This is a genomic window from Alistipes putredinis DSM 17216, from assembly GCF_000154465.1.
GTDB lineage: Bacteria > Bacteroidota > Bacteroidia > Bacteroidales > Rikenellaceae > Alistipes > Alistipes putredinis.
In genome coordinates this window covers 270,848-290,550 of record NZ_DS499577.1, presented here as the reverse complement: position 1 = coordinate 290,550, position 19,703 = coordinate 270,848, and the positions used below count along the sequence as shown (strand labels likewise).

Here is a 19,703-nt window from a genome sequence, read left to right as displayed (position 1 = left end):
CAGCCGGAATCCTCATCCATTTTAAGTTCATTTTACCCGATCCAATCTTAAATCGTTAATTCTCCACGTATCGAACACCAACTCCAATAATATTTTTTGCCTCGCCTCAACAGACGACTTGTTCCAACCGGTAAAATTGTATTGGAAATCATTTTTGAATCGATTCAAGGCTGTATTTACTCCGATATAAAATTTACTATCGAGTAATTTCGTCAGACAAACAGACGATTTGCCATACTCCGACTGCTTGTCATAAAACCATTGATCTGTCGATAAATCATTATAATTATTCACGGCCTGATTAATCATGCTTTCGATCAACGTGACATTACCCAATCGATACACATAGGAGTAATACTCCTCCTCGGACAAAAACTCCAGTGGAATACTTCCATTTTTCGGTGATTGAGGTAAAATATGTTCTATTTGCAAATCATTATAAAATTGATGTCCACAGACCGGGCTGTGCAATTTTTCCAACACCGTATTTTCTATCTTCCCCAATACATAGCGCAACCGATACAAGGGATTATAAACCCCATGACTCAAAGTTATGAATTCGGCTTTAAATACCCCTACCTTATCCAGCAAATAAGGTAACATCGTTTTCTCTATCACGCAGGCAATTTCATCTATCGTCGTAAGATTACGTAATTTCTCCGCCCATTGGACAAACAAGGATTCATTCGTCTTGGCTTGGATCCTGAGGGTCGAGCTGAAAAAGAAAAAACTCTCTATTTGTTTGGCCAAATATTCGATTGCCGGCACATCCGCATTGCTTCCCAAAGACAATAACAGGATCAAATGCTGTCTGGATTTGTATTTATTAATAAAGCCTATATTTGTCACGTGAGGATACAAGCACCCATCCCGCTGTAATTCAGTGGCATTTACAAGTTCTGAATACCGTTTGGACATACAGCGTATCTCCTTTGCAAAGTCTACCGGATGCTTTTCATATTGCGTAGCCTGTTTCCCTTCAGAAGATATAATCCATTTATAAATATCATCTTCTCGCAAGATACCATTATAATATCGGGCACTCAGAAAATATCGCAAAAATCGTAGGGGTTTTTGATCTTCAGAACATTCCTGAAGATTTTGAATAATCTCCCTCCATATATCTTTTATCTTGGCAAAATCCGACTCTTTGGTATTACTAAACAGCAAATTTTTGACCAAATCCATAGCATTCAATCCCGCCCCTCGCTGATTGATCGTCTCGAAAATTTTCAATGCACTACTCAAATCTTGAGATTCGATTACAACGAGTTCTATCTTTGTCAAGCAATATTTCGCAAAATCTATCAACTCATCAATCCCGGCATATAATTGAAAGTGTCGAAGTATTTTCGTATAGGCATCCTGCATTCGCTCTATAGATGGGGATCGCACTCCATTGTAAGGTTGCTCCTGTATCAAGGCTGTCAAATAATCATGACTCTCTTCATACTGCAATTCTAAGCGTACACGGGTCTCTCCCGATTCAATATCAAAGTTATAAAGTAGATTTTCTATAATCTGTAAATAATTTTTCTGAGCGCTGTTCAATGTCTCCTTTTTTAATAAATCTCGGAAAACACACAAAGACAACATAATAGTTGTCAAACGCTGTTGTCCGTCCACGACATCGAAACATCTATCATTATTGACAATGATGATAGATCCTAAAAAATAATTACGCTGCTCTTTTGCATCGGGACTATATTCATTTTCAATATCGATCAAAAACTGCTCGACCTCGTCATCGGGTTTCCAAACATATTCTCGTTGATAATCAGGCACTAAAAAGAAATAATCCTTCAATTTAGATATAGACTGAACTTTAGCATCGATTTTCATATCTTATGATATAGTTTTTGTAAATTACGTTATACAATTAGATATTATCATCAAACGAATTTTTCAAAAAACGTCTGGGTGCGAATATTCTACAAATGTAGGTCCCATAATTTTCTACTTCGCTTCGTGAAAAGCAATACAAACAATACAAATTTAAATAAAAAATTGGAAAACAATCGTCAATTTGAATCCGGTACGATCTAATTCCATACAAAAAAGCAGCCCTCTCGGACTGCTTCAGGTTAGTATAACAACCCGATTTGCGAACAATTAATATTCTTCCTCGTTGAAGAGAAAATCATCCTTCGAAGGATAATCCGGCCAAATATCCTCGATCGATTCGTAAATATCTCCCTCGTCTTCGATCTCCTGCAAATTCTCGAGCACTTCCAACGGCAGGCCCGAGCGAACGGCATAGTCGATCAATTCATCTTTGGTTGCCGGCCAGGGAGCATCCTCCAGTTTCGATGCCAACTCAAGTGTCCAATACATAACTGCAATAATTTAAATCATTAACTCACAAGACAATAAGTCCAGGCTGACATACAGCTTCCTTATTATTAGGTTGCGAATATATAAAATCCTGCGAGAAATACAAATCAAAAGAATAAAAATTTCTTCTGCCATTTTTTTTGAACAAACATAGCGATAGGAAACGATCCGCACATTCCGGCCTCGACCGAAAGAGCGGTTTCGCAAAGACCGACAATGTTCGGCGGATCCGCAACCGCACACGATTATTTCCGAATCGCATCGAAAGCGGCCATGTATCGACAGCCCCTGTCCGCATCACGAATTCAGGAATTCGACTGCCGTTATCCGCACACCGCCACTGCCTCCGCCGGATCGTTTCCGACGCGTCTTTCTCAACGGCATTTCAAACGCATCGGCCGAGTCGGGTCCTTACGGCACACGAAAAAAAAAACTCCTCGGCAGATCGTACGAAATTCCGAAAAAAACCGATAAAATCCCGTCACGGAATCCACAGGGTTTCCTCCACGCTGAAATATTCGGTCAGCGTGCGGCCCAGCAGATAGAAATAGTCCGACAGCCGGTTGAGGTACATCAGTACCTCCGGTGCGACGCCATACTTCGCATCGGCCCGAAGCGCCGCCCGTTCTGCTCGACGGCAAACCGTGCGGCAGACATGACACAGCGAAACGACACGATGTCCGCCCGGAATAGTGAACTTGGTAATCGGCTTCACGGAAGCCTGCATACGGTCGATCGCCTCTTCGAGAAACTTCACAGCCTCGGCGTCGATTCCTTTCACCTTGTCCGCTCCGCCTTCGCCCACAGCCAGCGTAGCAGCAACAGTCATCAACTGGGAGGCAATGCGTGCGAGCTCCCAAACACGGGGCTCCAACCCCACATCTCCCCGCAAATGGTCCGTAAGCAGGGCAACGAAAGCGGTCAATTCGTCCACCGAGCCGTAGGCCTCCACCCGTTCGTCGGTCTTGAACACCCGTTCCCCCCCGACCAGCGAAGTGGTTCCCTGGTCGCCTGTTTTCGTATATATCTTCATAACTTGAAATGTTGTTTCGGCAAATGATTGTTGAATACCAGCAAATAGCCCCGGTTATCGACCGTCGTCGAACGATGCTCCCGAACGATCCGACGACACGCTTCGCCGCGTGCGCTACCGTGATAGGGATTCATCACACAGAGCGTCGCTCCTGTCCGGGCAGCCCGAGCCGCAGCAGCAGGCAAATCCTCCGCCGGAAAATTCCGGGTCAGGATCACCATGTCGTACGGACCCGCACAATTCAGGCCAAAAGTCGAATTTTTCGCCTCGTTTTCCCTCCCCGGCGTAACCTGCAAACAACCTCTGCCCTCGTCGATCACAAACGTCGAATTGCCTTTTTCAAACTCTGCATCCGGCAAAGTCCGAACAGGTTCGGCTTTGCCTTCACATATCGCAAACGTCCGGTAGCCGCAATAGAGAAAGGCGTTCTGCAACTGCACCGCCCGCCGGTGAAAGATTCCGACCCGACGCAGGGCATCGTAAAGGCAGTGCTCTCCGTCGCGCAGTCTATGAAACATAAACGCTTCGCGCACAAGTCCGTAAACGAATGGCGAGTGCACGCCGTGCCCCCGGAAATGACGGGCCCGGGAGAGCCGGTCGGTCAGCCGGGAAATACCGCGAAGGCGGCGGCGTAGATTGCGTCCGGTCCGTTTCACTGTTTGAGCATACCGGCCAGACGACCGGTCGAAAAAGCGATCTGTAAATTATACCCGCCGGTGTTGGCATCCAGATCGAGCACCTCGCCGGCGAAATAGAGTCCTTTGACCTTGAGCGATTCCATCGTATAGCGGTTCACATCCTCGCAGCTCACGCCGCCCGCAGTAACGACGGCATATTCGAAAGGCGCATAGTCCGAAATCGGAAAAACCATCCCCTTGAGGAGCTTAACCAACCGTTCGATCTGCTCGGGCGTAATCTTGCGGATATAATTTTTAGAATGGGCGCCGACCTCTTCAGAAAGAGGAATGACCAGCGCCTTCGGAACGAGCTTGCGGAGCAGTTCGGAGAAGAACTCCTCGGGCCCCATCTCCGCCATCTCACGGGCGATGCGCTCGCGCAACATCTCCTCGGTCAGCCCCGGTTTCAGATCGACCATCAGTCCGACACCCTTGCCGTCGATCAGGGCGTCCACCGCGTCCCGGCTCATGCGGAGCGCCACAGCGCCTTCGATGCCGCGCTCGGAGAAACCCAGCTCGCCGAACTCTTCGCGCACGGCTTCACCGTCGATGCAGAGCGTCGCACGGACATTCCGGAGCAACAGTCCGTTCATATTTTTGATCCAGAGACAGGACGACACCAGCGGCGTAAGCGACGGCCGCACCGGTTCGACCGCATGCCCCGTATCGGCCGCAAAGACGTAGCCGTCGCCGGTCGAACCCGTAGCGGGATAGGAAACGCCGCCCGTGGCGACGATAACGCGCGGACACTCCTCCTTGCGCTCGAATCCCCGCTTATTGCGGTACCGCACGCCGAAAACCCGACCGTTGAGCGTCATTATTTCGGTCACACGGGTATCATAAACGATCTTCACGCCGTTGTCCACGCAATATTCCAGCAGTGCGTTGGCAATATCCCACGCCTTGCCGCTTCGAGGAAACACCCGCTCGCCGCGTTCGACATCGAGCTTCACGCCCAGCCGCTCGAAGAATCTGATCGTAGCCCTGTTGTTGAACTCGGCGAAAGCGGTCGAAAAAAACTCGGCATTGGTACGCACCTGTCCGGCGAACTCCTCAGGCGGCCGGGCATTGGTCACGTTGCAGCGGCCTTTACCCGTAATGCGCACCTTGCGGCCCGATTTCTCCATCTTTTCCAGCAGCAGAACCCTGTGTCCGTTCCGTGCGGCAGTCCCCGCAGCCATCATACCCGCAGCGCCCGCACCGACGACGATCACATCGTAAGGCAGGCGAACGGCAGCCCCTTCTTTCTGACTTATCTCTTCCATAGGGTACAAAGATAGTGAAAGCCGGGAGAAAACGGGAACTTGTTCGCAGTTTTCTCTCGGCGCATCCCATCTAAAGCTATGTCAAAGACAGGGAAAGGCGAGAGCAATCGTGCGGGATTGCACGCAAAGATTGCCGAATCGCATCCTATCTTATGCAACGCTACGAATAAGCCGGGTACAAAAGCAAATTTATCTGCCTTTTGCCCAAGCGAATAAGGACAAAAATTAAGAATGAGCCGAGAGTAAAAGAGTAAAGACGAATTTATTCGCACTTTGCCGGGGAAAAAGGGGCACGGCAGGACAAGGGCAACAAACAACCCCGGAATCCATTCTGCGGCAGGAAAAACCGACACGACAACGAATCGGCGCGGCAACTCCTGCCCAAAAAGTCGGCATAAGATTATTTATGTCCGAGGAGCGCAAAAAGGTTGCGGCAAGCGCTTTTTTTCCTACCTTTGTCCGGTAATTTTCGTATCGGGGCGAATCGCGCCCGGCAAAACGCGACTTCGTTTTACAAGCAGCCCGCACGCCTCCCGGCACGAAGCAAACCGGACAAACGGCAGGTAATCCCGTTTGCCGCAAAGTTCTGAAAATATATGTTAAGTAGAAGACAGCTTAGAATCAAGGCGATAAAGGCCCTATATGCGCATCTCAAATCCGACTCGGACAATATGATCGCGTCGGAAAAGAACATGATGAATTCGATCGACAAGACCTATGACCTTTATTTCCAGATGATGACCCTTCCGGTCGAACTGGCGCATTATGCCCAGCAACGTCAGGAGCTGGCCAAACAGAAAAAGTTGCCGACCTACGAAGACCTCCACCCCAACACCCGCTTCATCGACAACGCCGTGATCCGTATGATCGCCGACAGCGACACGGTGAATGACCGAATGGCAGCCCGTAAACTCGGCTGGAGCAAATATCCCGAACTCATCCGCACACTTTACAACCAACTCGCGGCGACGGACTATTTCCAGGCTTACATGAGCGCTTCGGAAAGTTCGTTCAAAGCCGACGCAGCGCTTCTGGCCACCTTCTTCGAAAAGGAGTTGCAGGATTGTCCCATGCTGGACGACGTACTGGAAGAGCAGTCGATCCTCTGGAGCGACGACCTGGGATTCGTTCTGACGCTCGTGATCCGCACGATCTCCAACATGCGCCAGTCCCACGCGGACGTGAAGATGCTGCCCGAATTCAAAAGCGACGAGGACGCCGAATTCGTCAAAACGCTGTTCGAAAAGACGCTCATCAACTACAACGAGCGGCTGGAATACATCGAAAAATTTACGCGCAACTGGGACGTGGAGCGTATCGTCTTCATGGATAACCTGATTATGGCCACGGCGATCACCGAGCTGGTTTCCTTTCCTTCGATTCCGGTGAAAGTAACCCTCGACGAATACATCGACATCGCCAAGTTCTACTCTACGCCCGGCAGCAGCACCTTTATCAACGGCGTATTGGATAAGATCGTGGAAGCGCTGACCGAAGAGGGAAAACTCAAAAAAACCGGACGGGGACTGATATGATGCGGCACATTTTCTGCATATTGCTGGTAGCCCTCGTCATCGGCTGTCAGTCCCGCCGGACGAGCAGTGTCCAGAGTGGGCCGACACTCGAAATATCGGATGAAACGCTCACCGAAGGTACTTCGGACACGATCCGTTTCGGACGGCTCCACTCCGGCGAAACAGGCATCAAACGGTTTCGGCTGCAAAATACTTCGTCCCGGACATGGGTAGTGACCCGCTACGAGGTTTCGTGCGAATGTGTCACCCCGGAATTCGACCGACGGCCCCTGAAGCCGGGCGAGGAAATCCCGTTCAGCGTCCGGTTCGACTCGCGGGGCGAGCACGGCTGGCAGATGAAACTGTTGAAACTCTATGCGTCGGGATCGGAGGAGCCGTTACGGATTTACATCGAAGCCGTTGTCGATTAAGAAATTGTTAATTCGCAGGAAAGGAGCGCCGAACGGCTGCGACTCCTGCAAATTTTAACTATATTTACCGGAAAATCCGACGGAGGCAACCGAAATACGGATCCCCCGATATATTCGAAGGAATCCCCGGTACGTGCGAGTTTCGATCGGGAAGAACCGGTTCGGGCAGAACCTGCCGCCAGCGTTCGAATAATTTGGTGCGACACCCGGCTTTGACTATCTTTGCAGAAGATAGGATACGCCTCGGAAAACTGCGAGCAAGCTCCCGTTTTCTTCTCGGCTTTCACTATCTTTGCAGGAACAGGAGGCAGTTCGGCAATCTTTGCAAAAGACAGGCTACCGGTCCGAAAAGATGAGAGCAACCGATGATCGAAACAGCCGAGGATCAGATGGAAGCGTCCTGTCCGGAAGAAAAAACGAGAATTAAGTTCGGCACGTCGCCTGTCCCGGCTCGTCCCGATCCAAAGAAAAGACTAAACATTAATATTAATAGAAAACTATGATTAACTTACTTCAAGCGACAGCACCTGCACCGCAGGCTGGCGGCGGCTATTCGCTCTTCATCATGCTCGGCCTGATGATTCTGGTTCTGTATTTCTTCATGTGGCGCCCCGAATCGAAGCGACGCAAGCAGATGGCTCAATTCCGGGCCGGCCTTAAGAAAGGCGACAAGATCATCACGGCCGGCGGTATTTACGGCGTAGTGAAAGAGATCAAGGAGACGACCCTCCTGATCGAAGTGGACGGCAACGTCACGCTCCGCATCGACAAAAACATGGTCGTCGCCGACACGAGCGACCTGCAGCAGCAACAGCAGAAATAAAAAAGTACTGAGACAAGAGAACTCCCCTTCCCGTGATCGGGAAGGGGAGTTTTACATACGATTATCCGGTCGTCGCCCGAAATAAATAGCAAAACCAAACCGGCCGGCCAGAATCAAAAAACCGAAAATAAGAGGCTCAAGAGAAGAGGGACGGATTCGAATACGCAAAAGCCATGGATTCCCGGTACGCACGGAAACACACACGCCGACACATCGGACGCTGAAAATATCCATTTATTCGTATATTTGCGTACGAAATTCTTTCGAAATGGCAAAGAAATTCACTTATAAGACACAAGGTACCTGTTCGAAATCCATCGAAATCGAATTGGAGGGAGATATCGTCAAAAGCGTCCGCTTCGAAGGCGGATGTCACGGGAATACCCAGGGAATAGGTCTGCTGACGCGCGGGATGCAGGCTGCCGACGTGATCGCACGTCTCGAAGGCATCGACTGCAAAGGCCGGGGAACATCCTGTCCCGACCAGCTGGCAAAGGCGTTGGCGTCAGGCCCTCGGACAATAACGGCTACGACGAAACCCGAGAACGGTCCGGTTCTCCAAAATCCGGGGAAACAAAGGAAAAACAAAAGCAGCTATACCGTCAGTCGCACCGCTCCCGGAAATGGCGCTGCCGATGTCTGTCGGTCGCCCGGCCCGATTGTGGTAACGGGCGATTAAATGAAAAGGAAAGTGCTGCCCACCCCGGCAGAGGCAAAAGCAGAAACCTTTTCGGAAAAATACGATGATCCGACGGCACGCCCAACAACGTCTTTCGAAAGCGGCAACCCGATGAGAAAAGGATGCGCCAACAAAAACAAAGATGATTATATACTTTATTATCAAGCGTTTGAAACATCGGATCCGACGCGCCTATTCGCCGCTTGTGCCATGCACGAAAACAAAAAGGCCGGATTTTGAAATCCGGCCTTTCCCGTCGCAGCGACTTCGGCTACGAACGACAGTGTTGAACTACCTGGACTCGAACCAGGAACGACAGAACCAAAATCTGCTGTGTTACCATTACACCATAGTTCAATCCGATGCTCGAAAGCAGGTGCAAAGGTACGGCAAAGAATCGAAATTTCAAAAAAAATCCTCCGCGAATGGTAAGCCTGCGAAAAATTTCCACGAAAAAAGTGAAAAATAAAGGCCCGAATCACCGGACTCACCCACTACGGCACAGGGATTGCGGCGCTCCGACTCCATCGATAAAATCGATAATTCAATGCAGTAAGATATGATTATAACCATGATTCTGATTTTTGTGTTCGGGTACCTCTGCATCGCGCTCGAACACAAACTACGCATCGACAAGGCCGCGATCGCCCTGCTGATGTGCGGTGCGTTATGGACGGTATTGAGTCTGCTGGGCAACGACGCCCAGATCGGCACGCAACTGATCGAGCAACTCGGCGATACGAGCGAAATACTCTTCTTCCTGATCGGCGCCATGACCATCGTCGAACTGATCGACCGGCACGGAGGATTCCACGTCATCACCGACCACATCAAAACCCGCAACAAACGCAAACTGCTCTGGTTGCTATCGATCATCACCTTCTTTATGTCCGCCGTGCTGGACAACATGACCACGACGATCATTATGATCATGCTGCTGCGGCGTATGATCAGCGGACAGAAAGAACGATGGATCTTCGCCAGCGTTATCGTCATCGCGGCCAACAGCGGCGGTGCCTTTTCGCCCATCGGCGACGTAACGACCATCATGCTCTGGATGCGGGGCAACGTCACCTCGGGCCTGCTCGTGGCCAAACTGTTCCTCCCGGCCCTGGTATCGGTAATCATTCCCACGGCCATCGCCTGCCGTTATATTCCCGACGAAAACGCGCATCCCGAAAAATTAGACACGGCGCCCAAGCTGCCGCCGTTCGTCGGCCCGCGCTTCAGCCACTTCGTTCTCGTTCTCGGTGTCGGCGGGCTGCTGTTCGTGCCCATATTCAAGGCTGTAACGGGACTGCCGCCCTACCTGGGCATGCTGATATCGTTGGGTGTGCTGTGGGTCTTCACGGAGCTCGTCTATGACCACAAACAGAACATGGAGGAATCTATCAAAAACCGGGTGTCGAAAGTACTCAAACATATCGATATGCCCACGATCCTCTTCTTCCTGGGTATTCTGATGTCGGTCGCAGCATTGCAGAGCGCCGGTTTGCTGACCGACTTCGCCGACTTCCTGGACAAAAACGTACACGAAGTCTATACGATCGCCGGAATCACCGGTCTGCTGTCGGCCGTAATCGACAACGTGCCGCTGGTGGCTGCCTGTATGGGTATGTACCCCGTCGTCGATACGGCAGCCCTGGCCTCGAGCCTCGACCCGGTTTATATGCAGGCGTTCGTACAGGACGGTATCTTCTGGCACCTGCTGACTTTCTGCGCCGGCGTGGGCGGCAGCCTGCTGATTATCGGATCGGCCGCAGGAGTAGTGGCGATGGGACTGGAAAAGATCGAATTCGGCTGGTACCTGCGTAAAATCACGCTGCTGGCATTGGCCGGGTATTTCGCGGGCATGCTGGTTATTTTCCTCGAACATTTGCTGCTGGGCTAAAGAGCATAACAACAAAAAAAGGGCTGTCTAACAAGTTTCAGACAGCCCTTTTTTATTTGTACTGCTTATTCGAGAGCTTTTCCGAATACGCGATTCTAAAAGGATTAAAAAACTTGTTGGACAGCCTTTTTTACTTTTTCCTTCCGTTGCTTCCGGGACAAGATTCAGCATCAGCGAACTTTGGACATGAACTTCTCACGATCAACGACATAGCGGACGTGAACCCCCTCGCCGATCATCCCTTCGGCATCGCGGGCCCCGACATTGAAGGTGAGCTTACGCCCTTCGACTTCGGTCAGCACGGCGGATGCGACGATTTCGGCACCGACGCCCGAAGGCTTGATATGGGTCACGTTCATCTCGGCACCGACGGTCGTCGAACCTTCCGGCAAATGGTCAGCCACAGCCTTCATCGCCGCATTTTCCATCAGGGCCACCATAGCCGGCGTAGCGAATACCTGCAAGTCGCCCGATCCCATCGTTGCAGCCACGTTGCCGCCATCGACCGTTACCTTACTTTGTGCAGAAAGTCCTTTTTCCATCATAATACAACCGTTTTTTATTGCGTTAATAATTCAGAATCATTATCTTTGAACATAGCTTTAGATAGGAGGCGCCTCGGAAAACCGGGAACAAGTCCCGTTTTCGCTCGGCTTTCACTATCTTTGGCAGAAGATAGGATTCGGTTCGGCAATTTTCGAGAACAAGTTCTCACAATTGCCCTCACATTTCACTATCTTTGAATTGCGAAGAGGATTCGAAATCCGTCCGCTTCGGACAGAAGCGCCCTCTCCGCCCTTGTGTTTCATCCTGACAAAGGTACGAAAATTCCGGTTCCGATGAAAAAGTGGTTTTTCCTATCCCTGGTATTGCTGCTCTCCCTGCCCGGGCAGGCTTCGGCCCGACACGGACAGCCGGGCCGATGGCACACCTCTTTCGAAATCGGACCCGACGGCGACACGATCTCGGTCGTCCCCATAAAACCCGTCTTCGTATTCAGCAAAAAAGCTGACCTGCGCCGTTACCGCAAACTGGTCGAAGCGGTGAAGAAAGTCTATCCCGTAGCCCAAGCCGCCAAAGCACAAATGGTTCAAATGGAGGCGGAACTGCTCCGGCTCGAAACGAAAAAGGAACAGAAACAATACATCAAAGGCATCGCCGCAGCGATCAAAAAGGAGTACACGCCCGTGCTGAAACACATGACCCGTACCCAGGGCCGCGTGCTTCTGAAGCTGATTGACCGGAAACGAAATACACGGCTTACGAAATCCTCCGGGAGTTCCGGGGCGGCTTCGTCGCGGGATTCTGGCAAAGCGTATCGCGTATCTTCGGACAGAATCTCAAGTCGGAATACGACCGAGAAGGGGACGACAAGGTACTCGAACAGATCGTTCTCTATTACGAAGCGGGGCTGCTGTAAACCGCATCCGCCCGCCGTTCACAGACAATCGCCCCTGTTTTCCGTCCGTCTGCAACCTCCGCAGCCACCGACGGCACGATCGAATGCCATCCACCCTCCCATTCGACAGACGAAAATACCCATACGGGCACGATCTCCGGACCACTCCGTCAAAATACAAATATATTTGTATTTGTATTTCTGTTCGGCATTTTCATAATCTTTGGCTTCGCCTCAAACGCTTCGATCCGACAAAGTGCAGATAAACTTGCTTCCGCACCCGGCTTTTTTCTAATCTTTAACGTCGTTCAAGCATTCCGCCTCAGCAAAATACAAATAAAATTTGCTTTTGCACGCAGTTTATTCGTATCTTTGACTTCGTCTTAGATACTCCGCCTCGGCAAAATGCAAATAAAATTTGCTTTTGCGCTCGGCTTATTCGTATCTTTGCAACGATCGGACAAAACTGCCCGACTTACTTAACCAATTATCGTTCAAATTCTTTATCGTATGAAAAAACTGTTCATTTTCTCGGCTCTCATCACCCTGGCGCTGGGGGGGGGGAGTTGCAGCGACAGCGAAACAGATGAGTTTCAGAACATTCTGATTCCTCAGGATAACTTATCGGCCTCGATTTCGGCCGATGCGTTGTCCCATACCATCGGTTTCGAAACGACCCAGAGCTGGACGGCATCCGTGCGTGAAACCTCGCGTGCCGAAAGCTGGATCTCCATCAACCCCACTTCGGGCGACGCCGGCAAGCACACGATTACCGTCACGCTCACTGAAAACGAAACGACCGAATCCCGCCAGGCGGTCGTCATCATCTCCTGCGGCGGAGAATCCGCGAATATCTCCATCACCCAGCGGGGCGTGGGACAAGACGAACCGGAAGATCCGGACAACCCGAATAACCCCGACAATCCTCAAAAGCCCGAACATCCCGACGTAGCACCCGAAGACCGGCTGACCTGGGTAGAAACGACCTACACCGAGGTTTACAGCGACGGTTCCAGCACCGACAAGAGCTACATGCTCTTCGAATACGATGCCGAAGGTCTTCTGACCGGTTACGACCAATACGATTACGATTCGGAACAGACCGACAAAATCAATGCCTCCTATGAAGGGACGCTCAAACGAAGCGAAGGGAAAATCACAGACGAAGAGAAATGGTTCGAAATCGGCGGCAGCAGCTACGAAGGAATGCCCCTTCCCAACTCGGGCGAATACACCAAGGAATACCGCCTGAATGCAAGCGGTCTGGTAAGCGGCTACACCGACCCGGACGGCGCCAGCCAGACTTTCACCTACAACGCCGACGGCACGCTGGCTCGCTTGGAATACCGCAACCCTTCCTATCCCGATGAGAACTCGACCTCGACGCTTACCTGGCAGGACGGAAACATCGTTTCCATTTCGACCATCGACGGACGGGATAACGAAACAACGACGTTCTCCTACACCGAACACCTCAACCCCTGGAACGGCATCGACATAGGCGCCTTCATGATCGGCGATGCAGAGGAGTCCGCCATGCTGCTCGGCATCAGCGGTACGACCGTTAAGAACCTGCCCGCCAGCTGTCAAGACGGCAACAGCACTACGACCTACACCTACACGTTCGACGCCGAAGGCCGCGTCAGCACGATCGTGATCGAAGAGAACTGGCAGGACGGCGGCGGCAGCGGCAGCGAGCGCACGGAATATACGCTCCACTACGGTCCCCAAACCGTTTCGAAACCCGATTACATCCCCTACCTGGCCAAACAGGAAGTCGTGGACGAAGGTACGCTTCCCTATATTTTCTGGGAAGATAATCCGGACGAAAAACAATATGGTGTAAACGCCTACACCTCCTACGCCAAGATCCGCAGCACGATGTCCGACGGCAGAACTAGCGAAAAAACCGAATACCGGCAGATCAACATCAACCCATCGACTCAGGAGGGTCCGGTGTTGGGCTACCTATACATCACGCAGGACGAAGCGGACAACTTCCGGCTCGTTTCGACCTCTTTCAACGAGATTCCGCTGGGTGAAAACGAGATAAACCCCCACCGTTTCGTCTATACGCTGGAATATAACTGCTTCACGGTCAATCTGGAATTCGACGTGTTCTATCCTTCCTGCACAGTCTTCGATCCTGCGACCGGTGAACAGAAAACCCACTGGATGCCGATGCTTCCGCTCGACAAGAACTGTTTCACGGTATCCGAACCGGAACTGCGGTATATGGGTGAAAATACGGACGAAAACGGCCCTACGAGCGAATACGAATTTACACAAAAATATCTCTTCCGGGTCAATCCGGATGTAGAGCCTGCGGAATACGATTACCAACAACTGAACCGGTTCATCTACGTCGCACACTATTAAACCGAAAACACGGGCACAGCCCCATCAGACAACCCCTCCGAAAACTCGGAGGGGTTGTCTTTGTCGCCGACACCGAGGAAAATCAGCACCTCCGTTGCGATTCTGCGAATAGTTTTATATATTTGCAAGCGAAAAATCCGGAGCGGACCTGCAACGGCCGAACAGGGAGAACGATTTGCCCGACACCGCTTTAGCTTTGTCCGGACTGAAAAAACCGACTGCAACGACGGCTCCGCAAAACGAAAAATGCTCCAGCGTCGGGCGGCACCGTTTCCCGGCATACGATAACGAACCGAAACTATGTTTGAAAACTTAACCGATAAACTCGAACGGTCCTTCAAGCTGATCAAGGGCGAAGGCCGCATCACCGAAATCAACGTCGCCGAAACCCTCAAGGAGATCCGCCGGGCGCTGATCGACGCCGACGTCAATTACAAGGTAGCCAAATCCTTCACCGACGAGGTGAAGCAGAAGGCCCTGGGACAAGACGTGCTCAAGTCCGTCAAGCCGGGACAGATGATTACCAAGATCGTCCGCGACGAGTTGGCACAACTCATGGGCGGCACGGCGACCGACATCAAGCTGGAGGGCACGCCTGCGGTCATCCTGATCGCCGGTCTGCAAGGCTCCGGTAAGACTACCTTCTCGGGCAAGCTGGCGGCGATGCTCAAGAGCAAGAAGGGGCGCCAGGTGCTGCTCGTGGCGGGCGACGTCTATCGTCCTGCGGCCATCGACCAGCTCAAGGTGCTGGGCGGACAGATCGGAGTCGAAGTCTATACCGAAGAGGGGAATAAAAATCCGGTGCAGATCGCCGAAAATGCCATCAAATACGCCCGTCAGCACGGTTTCAACGTCGTGATCGTCGATACGGCGGGCCGTCTGGCCGTCGATGAGGCGATGATGCAGGAGATCACGGCGATCAAACAGGCCGTGAAACCGGGCGAAACGCTCTTCGTGGTCGATTCGATGACGGGTCAGGATGCCGTGAATACGGCCCGCGAGTTCAACCAGCGGCTGGATTTCGACGGCGTAGTGCTTACCAAACTCGACGGCGATACGCGCGGCGGTGCGGCGATCTCGATTCGTGCGGTGGTGAACAAACCGCTGAAGTTCATCTCCAGCGGCGAGAAGATGGATGCCATCCAGGTATTCCATCCGGAACGTATGGCCGACCGTATTCTGGGCATGGGCGACGTGGTATCGCTCGTGGAACGCGCCCAGGAGCAGTACGACGAAGAGGAGGCCCGCCGCCTGAAGAAGAAGATCGTCAAGAACCAGTTCAACTTCAACGATTTCATGGGGCAGATCGCGCAGATCAAGAAGATGGGCAACCTCAAGGACCTGGCCTCGATGATCCCCGGTATGGGCAAGGCTCTCAAGAATGTCGAGATCTCGGACGACGTATTCAAGCAGACCGAAGCGATCATCAACTCGATGACTCCCCTCGAACGCGAGAAACCCGAAATCATCGACGCCAAGCGCCGCGAAAGGCTCGCCAAAGGCAGCGGTACGACGATGGCCGAGGTGAACAAACTGATGAAGCAGTTCGAAGACACGCACAAGATGATGAAGGCCGTCGCCGGAGGCAATATGAAAATGCCCAAATTACCCGGACGCGGCTTCCGCAGATAAGCGGGATGAATACTTCGCCAACTACTTTATACCCCTTCGGTTCGGGTTCCGAACCGAAGGGGTTTTCCTTATGACATCTATCATATAATCGACCCGCTTCCGGGCAAATCCGGCATCCTCTGCAACCACGCACCGGCAGCGAAAAGGCGATTCACACATGCTCTCCGAAATCGGTGTCAGCTCATAATTGGGCAAGCAGAATGCAGGACAAATCCGGAAAGGCTTCGCCCGTAAACACGAAGAACGGATTCGTCCGGAACACCTTGCAGACGAGTACAAGAAAAATATACAGAAATAGGAAAAAACCGGAGAGGAAAACACAACGCGAAGGACCGAAGAAAACGCGTTTTTTCCGACCCGATCTTCCAATCCGTCCGATAACGGGCTTTTCCCGGAAAAACAGCGGCGTCGAAAAGAGCCGCAACCTCCCTCGGCCCCCCCCCTTATCCGAAAAACGCCACCGACCGACTCCTTCTGAACATAGAAAGATGACGCTTCATTTGGCAGGGGGTATTTTTTTCGCTATCTTTGTAAAAGATAGGAGGCGGTTCGGCAATCTTAGCGTGCAAATCCGTGCGATTGCTCTCGGCTTTCACTATTTTTGGAGCAGGCAGCATGGCGGCCCGGCATGAAAAACAAGTTCGTTCGTTTTATGCGGTCCTCGCTTTCACTGCCTTTTCGTGAGAATCAGACAACAGACATCCTATGCACAAGGCCGGTTTCGTCAATATCATCGGAAATCCCAACGTCGGCAAATCGACGTTGATGAACGCACTCGTAGGCGAACGCCTCTCGATCATCACCTCCAAAGCCCAGACCACGCGCCACCGCATTCTGGGAGTGGTCAGCGGCGAAGATTTCCAGATCGTCTTCTCGGATACGCCGGGCATTCTGAAACCCAGCTACAAACTCCAGGAGTCGATGATGAAATTCGTCACCGGCGCCGTGAACGATGCGGACGTAATCCTCTACGTCACCGACACGGTGGAACAAAGCGACCGTTCGAACGACATCCTCGAAAAGATCCGCCAAAGCGATATTCCCACCCTCGCGGTAATCAACAAGATCGACCTCACGACGCCCGAAAAGCTCGAAGAGCTCGTCGATAAATGGCAGGCGCTGCTGCCGGCCGCCACGATCGTCCCGGTATCGGCACGCGAGAATTTCAACATCAAGGGACTTTTCGACCTGATTCTGGAACGGCTGCCCGAGGGAGAAGCCTTCTACTCCAAAGATACGCTCACGGACAAAACGCTGCGATTCTTCGCCTCGGAAATAATCCGCGAAAAGATCCTGCGCAACTACGACAAGGAGATCCCCTACTGTTGCGAAATAGCGATCGAAGCCTACAGGGAGGAACCGACGATCGACCGCATTTCGGCGGTCATCTATGTCGCACGCGACTCCCAGAAGGGCATCCTGATCGGACACAAGGGCGAGAAACTCAAAAAAGTCGGACAACAGGCCCGCGAGGACATAGAACAATTCCTCGGCAAGAAGGTTTTCCTGGAGCTGTACGTCAAAGTAAACGAGAACTGGCGCGATAACGAACGGCAACTCAAGCGCTTCGGATACGAACAAGAATAATCACAACCAAATCGGGGTGTCGTGGCATTGCGCAAATTTATCCTGAAAATCATCCTGTTGGGGACGCTGCTGGGCAACGCTGCCGCTGCCGACGCCCAATACAACAAAGACTACTTCTACTGGGCCAGCCGCCGTTGCCTGATGAACCGCGAATATCAGGAGGCGATTCGTGTGCTCAACATCCTGTTGCGGGCCGATCCGGACGCCGCAGAGGGCTATTTCCTGCGGGGTGTAGCCAAATTCAACCTCGACGACCTGCTGGGTGCCGATACCGACTTTTCGGCTGCCATCGTCAAAAACCCCGTGTTCACGACCGCCTACATCTACCGGGCGCTGACCCGTACGCGCATGGGCAACTACGACGACGCGCTGCAGGATTTCCGCGAGGCGATCGACCTGAGGCCCGACCTGCCGGACGCCTATTACAGCCGGGGCTATACGCGCCTGCAGAACAAGCAATACGAGGAGGCGATCGAGGATTTCGACAAATTCATCTTCCAGGAAAACAAGGTAGCCGACGCCTACATCGGCCGCGGCACAGCCTACCTCTACCTGAAGGACACCGTACGGGCCCTGGAAAATTTCGACCAGGCGATCCGCACCAACCGCGAAAATCCCAACGGCTATTACCAACGCGGAACCTTGTTGCTGCAAAAAGAGGAGTATGCCCGAGCCGAAGCCGATTTCGACATGTCGATCCGCTGCGACTCGGCTTTCCTGCCGCCCTATTTCAACCGGGCGGTGGTCTATTCCAACACCAACCGTCCGATGCAGGCCCTCGCGGATTTCGACCGGGTGCTACAACTGGACTCGACCAACTCGTTCACCTATTTCAACCGGGCGATTCTCCGCACCCAGATCGGCGATTACAACCGCGCACTCGACGACTTCGACCGCGTGGCGCTCTACTCCCCCGGCAATGTCCAGGTCTATTACCTGCGTGCCATGCTCAAAACCCGCTTGGGCGATCTCGAAGGCGCCGAGCGCGACTACACCCGGGCCATCGAACTCTACCCCGACTTCGCCAACGCCTACCTGAACCGCAGCGCCCTGCGTTATGCGTTGCATAACCCCAAGGCTGCGAAACGGGACGAAGAGATCGCCCAGCGCAAGATCGCCGAATACAAATCCCACCTGAAGGACAGCACCTACTCGATCTATGCCGATACGACGCAACGGATGGACAAACTGCTGGCTTTCGACAACCAATTCACCAACAACTACTTCGACCGCATTTCGGAACAACCGAGCCTGGGCCGCAGCAACATGCGTCTGCTACCCCTGTTCCGCTTCACCCTGATGCAGCCCGACACCACCCGGATCGAGGCGTCGAACCGCTATACCCTGCAACGGGTCAAAGACTTCGAGAAAAAACTGGACAATCCCTACCTCGTCCTCTCCAACCGGCCTACGAACATCGATGCGGACTCTTTGGCGATGCTCGACAGCCGCTATACCGAAATCCTGAGCCAGAATCCGCGCGACTGGCTCCTGCAAGTACAATATGCCATTTCGCAATCGCTGATCCGACAATTCACCAATTCGGTCGGCACCTATTCGTCGGCTATCGCAGACAATGCCGCCAATCCGTTCCTCTACTTCAACCGGGCCGTGACACGGGCCGAAATGATCGACTTCATTTCGGGCCTGGACAATCCCTATCAGCGAATTTCGATCGACTCCGACCCGGCGAACAAACTCACCAACCCCCATACACGCACCTACAATTACGACGAAGCCATCGCCGATCTGGACAAGACGCTCCGCCTCTTCCCGAACTTCGCCGAAGCCTACTACAACCGGGGAACGCTGCTGGCTCTTTCAGGCAAACTCCCCGAGGCCTTCGAAGATTTTTCGAGAGCCATCGAACTGAATCCCCTCTTCGCCGAAGCGTTCTACAACCGGGGCATGACCCAAATCTATATGAAAGACACGCGCAAGGGCTGCCTCGACCTCTCGAAAGCCGGAGAGCTGGGCATTACCTCGGCCTACGAAATCCTCAAACGTTACACGGGGGAGCATACAGAAGCTTTTTAACTAACAATAACCAATTCAATAA

16 protein-coding genes, 1 tRNA gene and 1 pseudogene are annotated in these 19,703 nt (G+C 52.2%); 11 read left to right on the top strand and 7 right to left on the bottom strand.

What is annotated here, in order from left to right:
- Nucleotides 1–27 precede the first annotated feature (27 nt).
- The 5 genes from ALIPUT_RS01520 to ALIPUT_RS01490 all read right to left on the bottom strand — a co-directional run bounded on the left by ALIPUT_RS01520 (nt 28) and on the right by ALIPUT_RS01490 (nt 5,309).
- The gene (locus ALIPUT_RS01520; RefSeq protein WP_004327841.1) at nt 28–1,842 is read right to left on the bottom strand and encodes a DUF262 domain-containing protein; all 1,815 of its coding nucleotides are present in this window, start codon (nt 1,840–1,842) and stop codon (nt 28–30) included.
- A 270-nt stretch (nt 1,843–2,112) separates the two neighbouring features.
- Entirely contained in the window at nt 2,113–2,334 is a 222-nt protein-coding gene (locus ALIPUT_RS01515; RefSeq protein WP_004327839.1) for a DUF2795 domain-containing protein, read from the bottom strand.
- Between the two features lie 481 nt (nt 2,335–2,815).
- Nucleotides 2,816–3,367, bottom strand: a complete 552-nt coding sequence (locus ALIPUT_RS01505; protein ID WP_004327837.1) for a cob(I)yrinic acid a,c-diamide adenosyltransferase — start codon at nt 3,365–3,367, stop codon at nt 2,816–2,818.
- On the bottom strand, nt 3,364–4,023 hold the full coding sequence (locus tag ALIPUT_RS11985) for a hypothetical protein (RefSeq protein WP_050751441.1): 660 nt from the start codon (nt 4,021–4,023) through the stop codon (nt 3,364–3,366). The genes ALIPUT_RS01505 and ALIPUT_RS11985 overlap by 4 nt, the downstream gene beginning before the upstream one ends.
- The gene (locus tag ALIPUT_RS01490) at nt 4,020–5,309 is read right to left on the bottom strand and encodes a BaiN/RdsA family NAD(P)/FAD-dependent oxidoreductase (protein ID WP_004327835.1); all 1,290 of its coding nucleotides are present in this window, start codon (nt 5,307–5,309) and stop codon (nt 4,020–4,022) included. The genes ALIPUT_RS11985 and ALIPUT_RS01490 overlap by 4 nt, the downstream gene beginning before the upstream one ends.
- Before the next feature lie 596 nt (nt 5,310–5,905).
- Between ALIPUT_RS01490 and ALIPUT_RS01485 the strand changes: the two genes are divergently transcribed.
- From ALIPUT_RS01485 to ALIPUT_RS01465, 5 genes and pseudogenes are all read left to right on the top strand, one after another.
- Nucleotides 5,906–6,844: a transcription antitermination protein NusB gene (locus ALIPUT_RS01485; protein ID WP_004327833.1), complete on the top strand. Its 939-nt coding sequence runs from the start codon at nt 5,906–5,908 to the stop codon at nt 6,842–6,844.
- A complete protein-coding gene (locus ALIPUT_RS01480; RefSeq protein WP_004327830.1) occupies nt 6,841–7,254 on the top strand; it encodes a DUF1573 domain-containing protein in 414 nt (137 codons plus the stop codon). The genes ALIPUT_RS01485 and ALIPUT_RS01480 overlap by 4 nt, the downstream gene beginning before the upstream one ends.
- Nucleotides 7,255–7,753: 499 nt before the next feature.
- Nucleotides 7,754–8,077 (top strand): preprotein translocase subunit YajC, encoded by a 324-nt coding sequence (yajC, locus tag ALIPUT_RS01475; RefSeq protein ID WP_004327827.1) that lies wholly within the window; start codon nt 7,754–7,756, stop codon nt 8,075–8,077.
- A gap of 268 nt (nt 8,078–8,345) precedes the next feature.
- A pseudogene (locus tag ALIPUT_RS13115) lies at nt 8,346–8,579 on the top strand (TIGR03905 family TSCPD domain-containing protein); the annotation flags it as partial.
- A gap of 177 nt (nt 8,580–8,756) precedes the next feature.
- Nucleotides 8,757–8,996 (top strand): hypothetical protein, encoded by a 240-nt coding sequence (locus ALIPUT_RS01465; RefSeq protein WP_004327825.1) that lies wholly within the window; start codon nt 8,757–8,759, stop codon nt 8,994–8,996.
- Between the two features lie 46 nt (nt 8,997–9,042).
- On the opposite strand, the gene ALIPUT_RS01460 is transcribed toward ALIPUT_RS01465, so the two are convergent.
- A tRNA-Gln gene (locus ALIPUT_RS01460) sits at nt 9,043–9,113 on the bottom strand.
- Between the two features lie 202 nt (nt 9,114–9,315).
- On the opposite strand from ALIPUT_RS01460, the gene nhaD reads away from it, so the two are divergent.
- Nucleotides 9,316–10,647, top strand: coding sequence for a sodium:proton antiporter NhaD (gene nhaD, locus ALIPUT_RS01455; RefSeq protein ID WP_004327823.1), 1,332 nt, complete (start codon nt 9,316–9,318; stop codon nt 10,645–10,647).
- 170 nt (nt 10,648–10,817) lie between these two features.
- Here the strand turns inward: nhaD and ALIPUT_RS01450 are convergent, their stop codons facing one another.
- The gene (locus ALIPUT_RS01450; RefSeq protein ID WP_004327821.1) at nt 10,818–11,192 is read right to left on the bottom strand and encodes a thioesterase family protein; all 375 of its coding nucleotides are present in this window, start codon (nt 11,190–11,192) and stop codon (nt 10,818–10,820) included.
- Between the two features lie 294 nt (nt 11,193–11,486).
- Between ALIPUT_RS01450 and ALIPUT_RS13345 the strand changes: the two genes are divergently transcribed.
- The 5 genes from ALIPUT_RS13345 (at nt 11,487) to ALIPUT_RS01420 (ending at nt 19,681) form a co-directional block, all read left to right on the top strand.
- Nucleotides 11,487–12,266: a DUF4294 domain-containing protein gene (locus ALIPUT_RS13345; RefSeq protein ID WP_004327819.1), complete on the top strand. Its 780-nt coding sequence runs from the start codon at nt 11,487–11,489 to the stop codon at nt 12,264–12,266.
- A gap of 290 nt (nt 12,267–12,556) precedes the next feature.
- Nucleotides 12,557–14,425 carry a BACON domain-containing protein gene (locus tag ALIPUT_RS01440; protein ID WP_004327818.1) on the top strand — a complete coding sequence of 623 codons (1,869 nt, stop codon included), beginning with the start codon at nt 12,557–12,559 and terminating at the stop codon, nt 14,423–14,425.
- Nucleotides 14,426–14,725: 300 nt separating this feature from the next.
- On the top strand, nt 14,726–16,057 hold the full coding sequence (gene ffh, locus ALIPUT_RS01435) for a signal recognition particle protein (protein WP_004327815.1): 1,332 nt from the start codon (nt 14,726–14,728) through the stop codon (nt 16,055–16,057).
- A gap of 705 nt (nt 16,058–16,762) precedes the next feature.
- Nucleotides 16,763–17,644: a GTPase Era gene (gene era / locus ALIPUT_RS01425; protein WP_004327813.1), complete on the top strand. Its 882-nt coding sequence runs from the start codon at nt 16,763–16,765 to the stop codon at nt 17,642–17,644.
- Between the two features lie 27 nt (nt 17,645–17,671).
- Entirely contained in the window at nt 17,672–19,681 is a 2,010-nt protein-coding gene (locus tag ALIPUT_RS01420) for a tetratricopeptide repeat protein (RefSeq protein WP_040293061.1), read from the top strand.
- Nucleotides 19,682–19,703 lie beyond the last annotated feature (22 nt).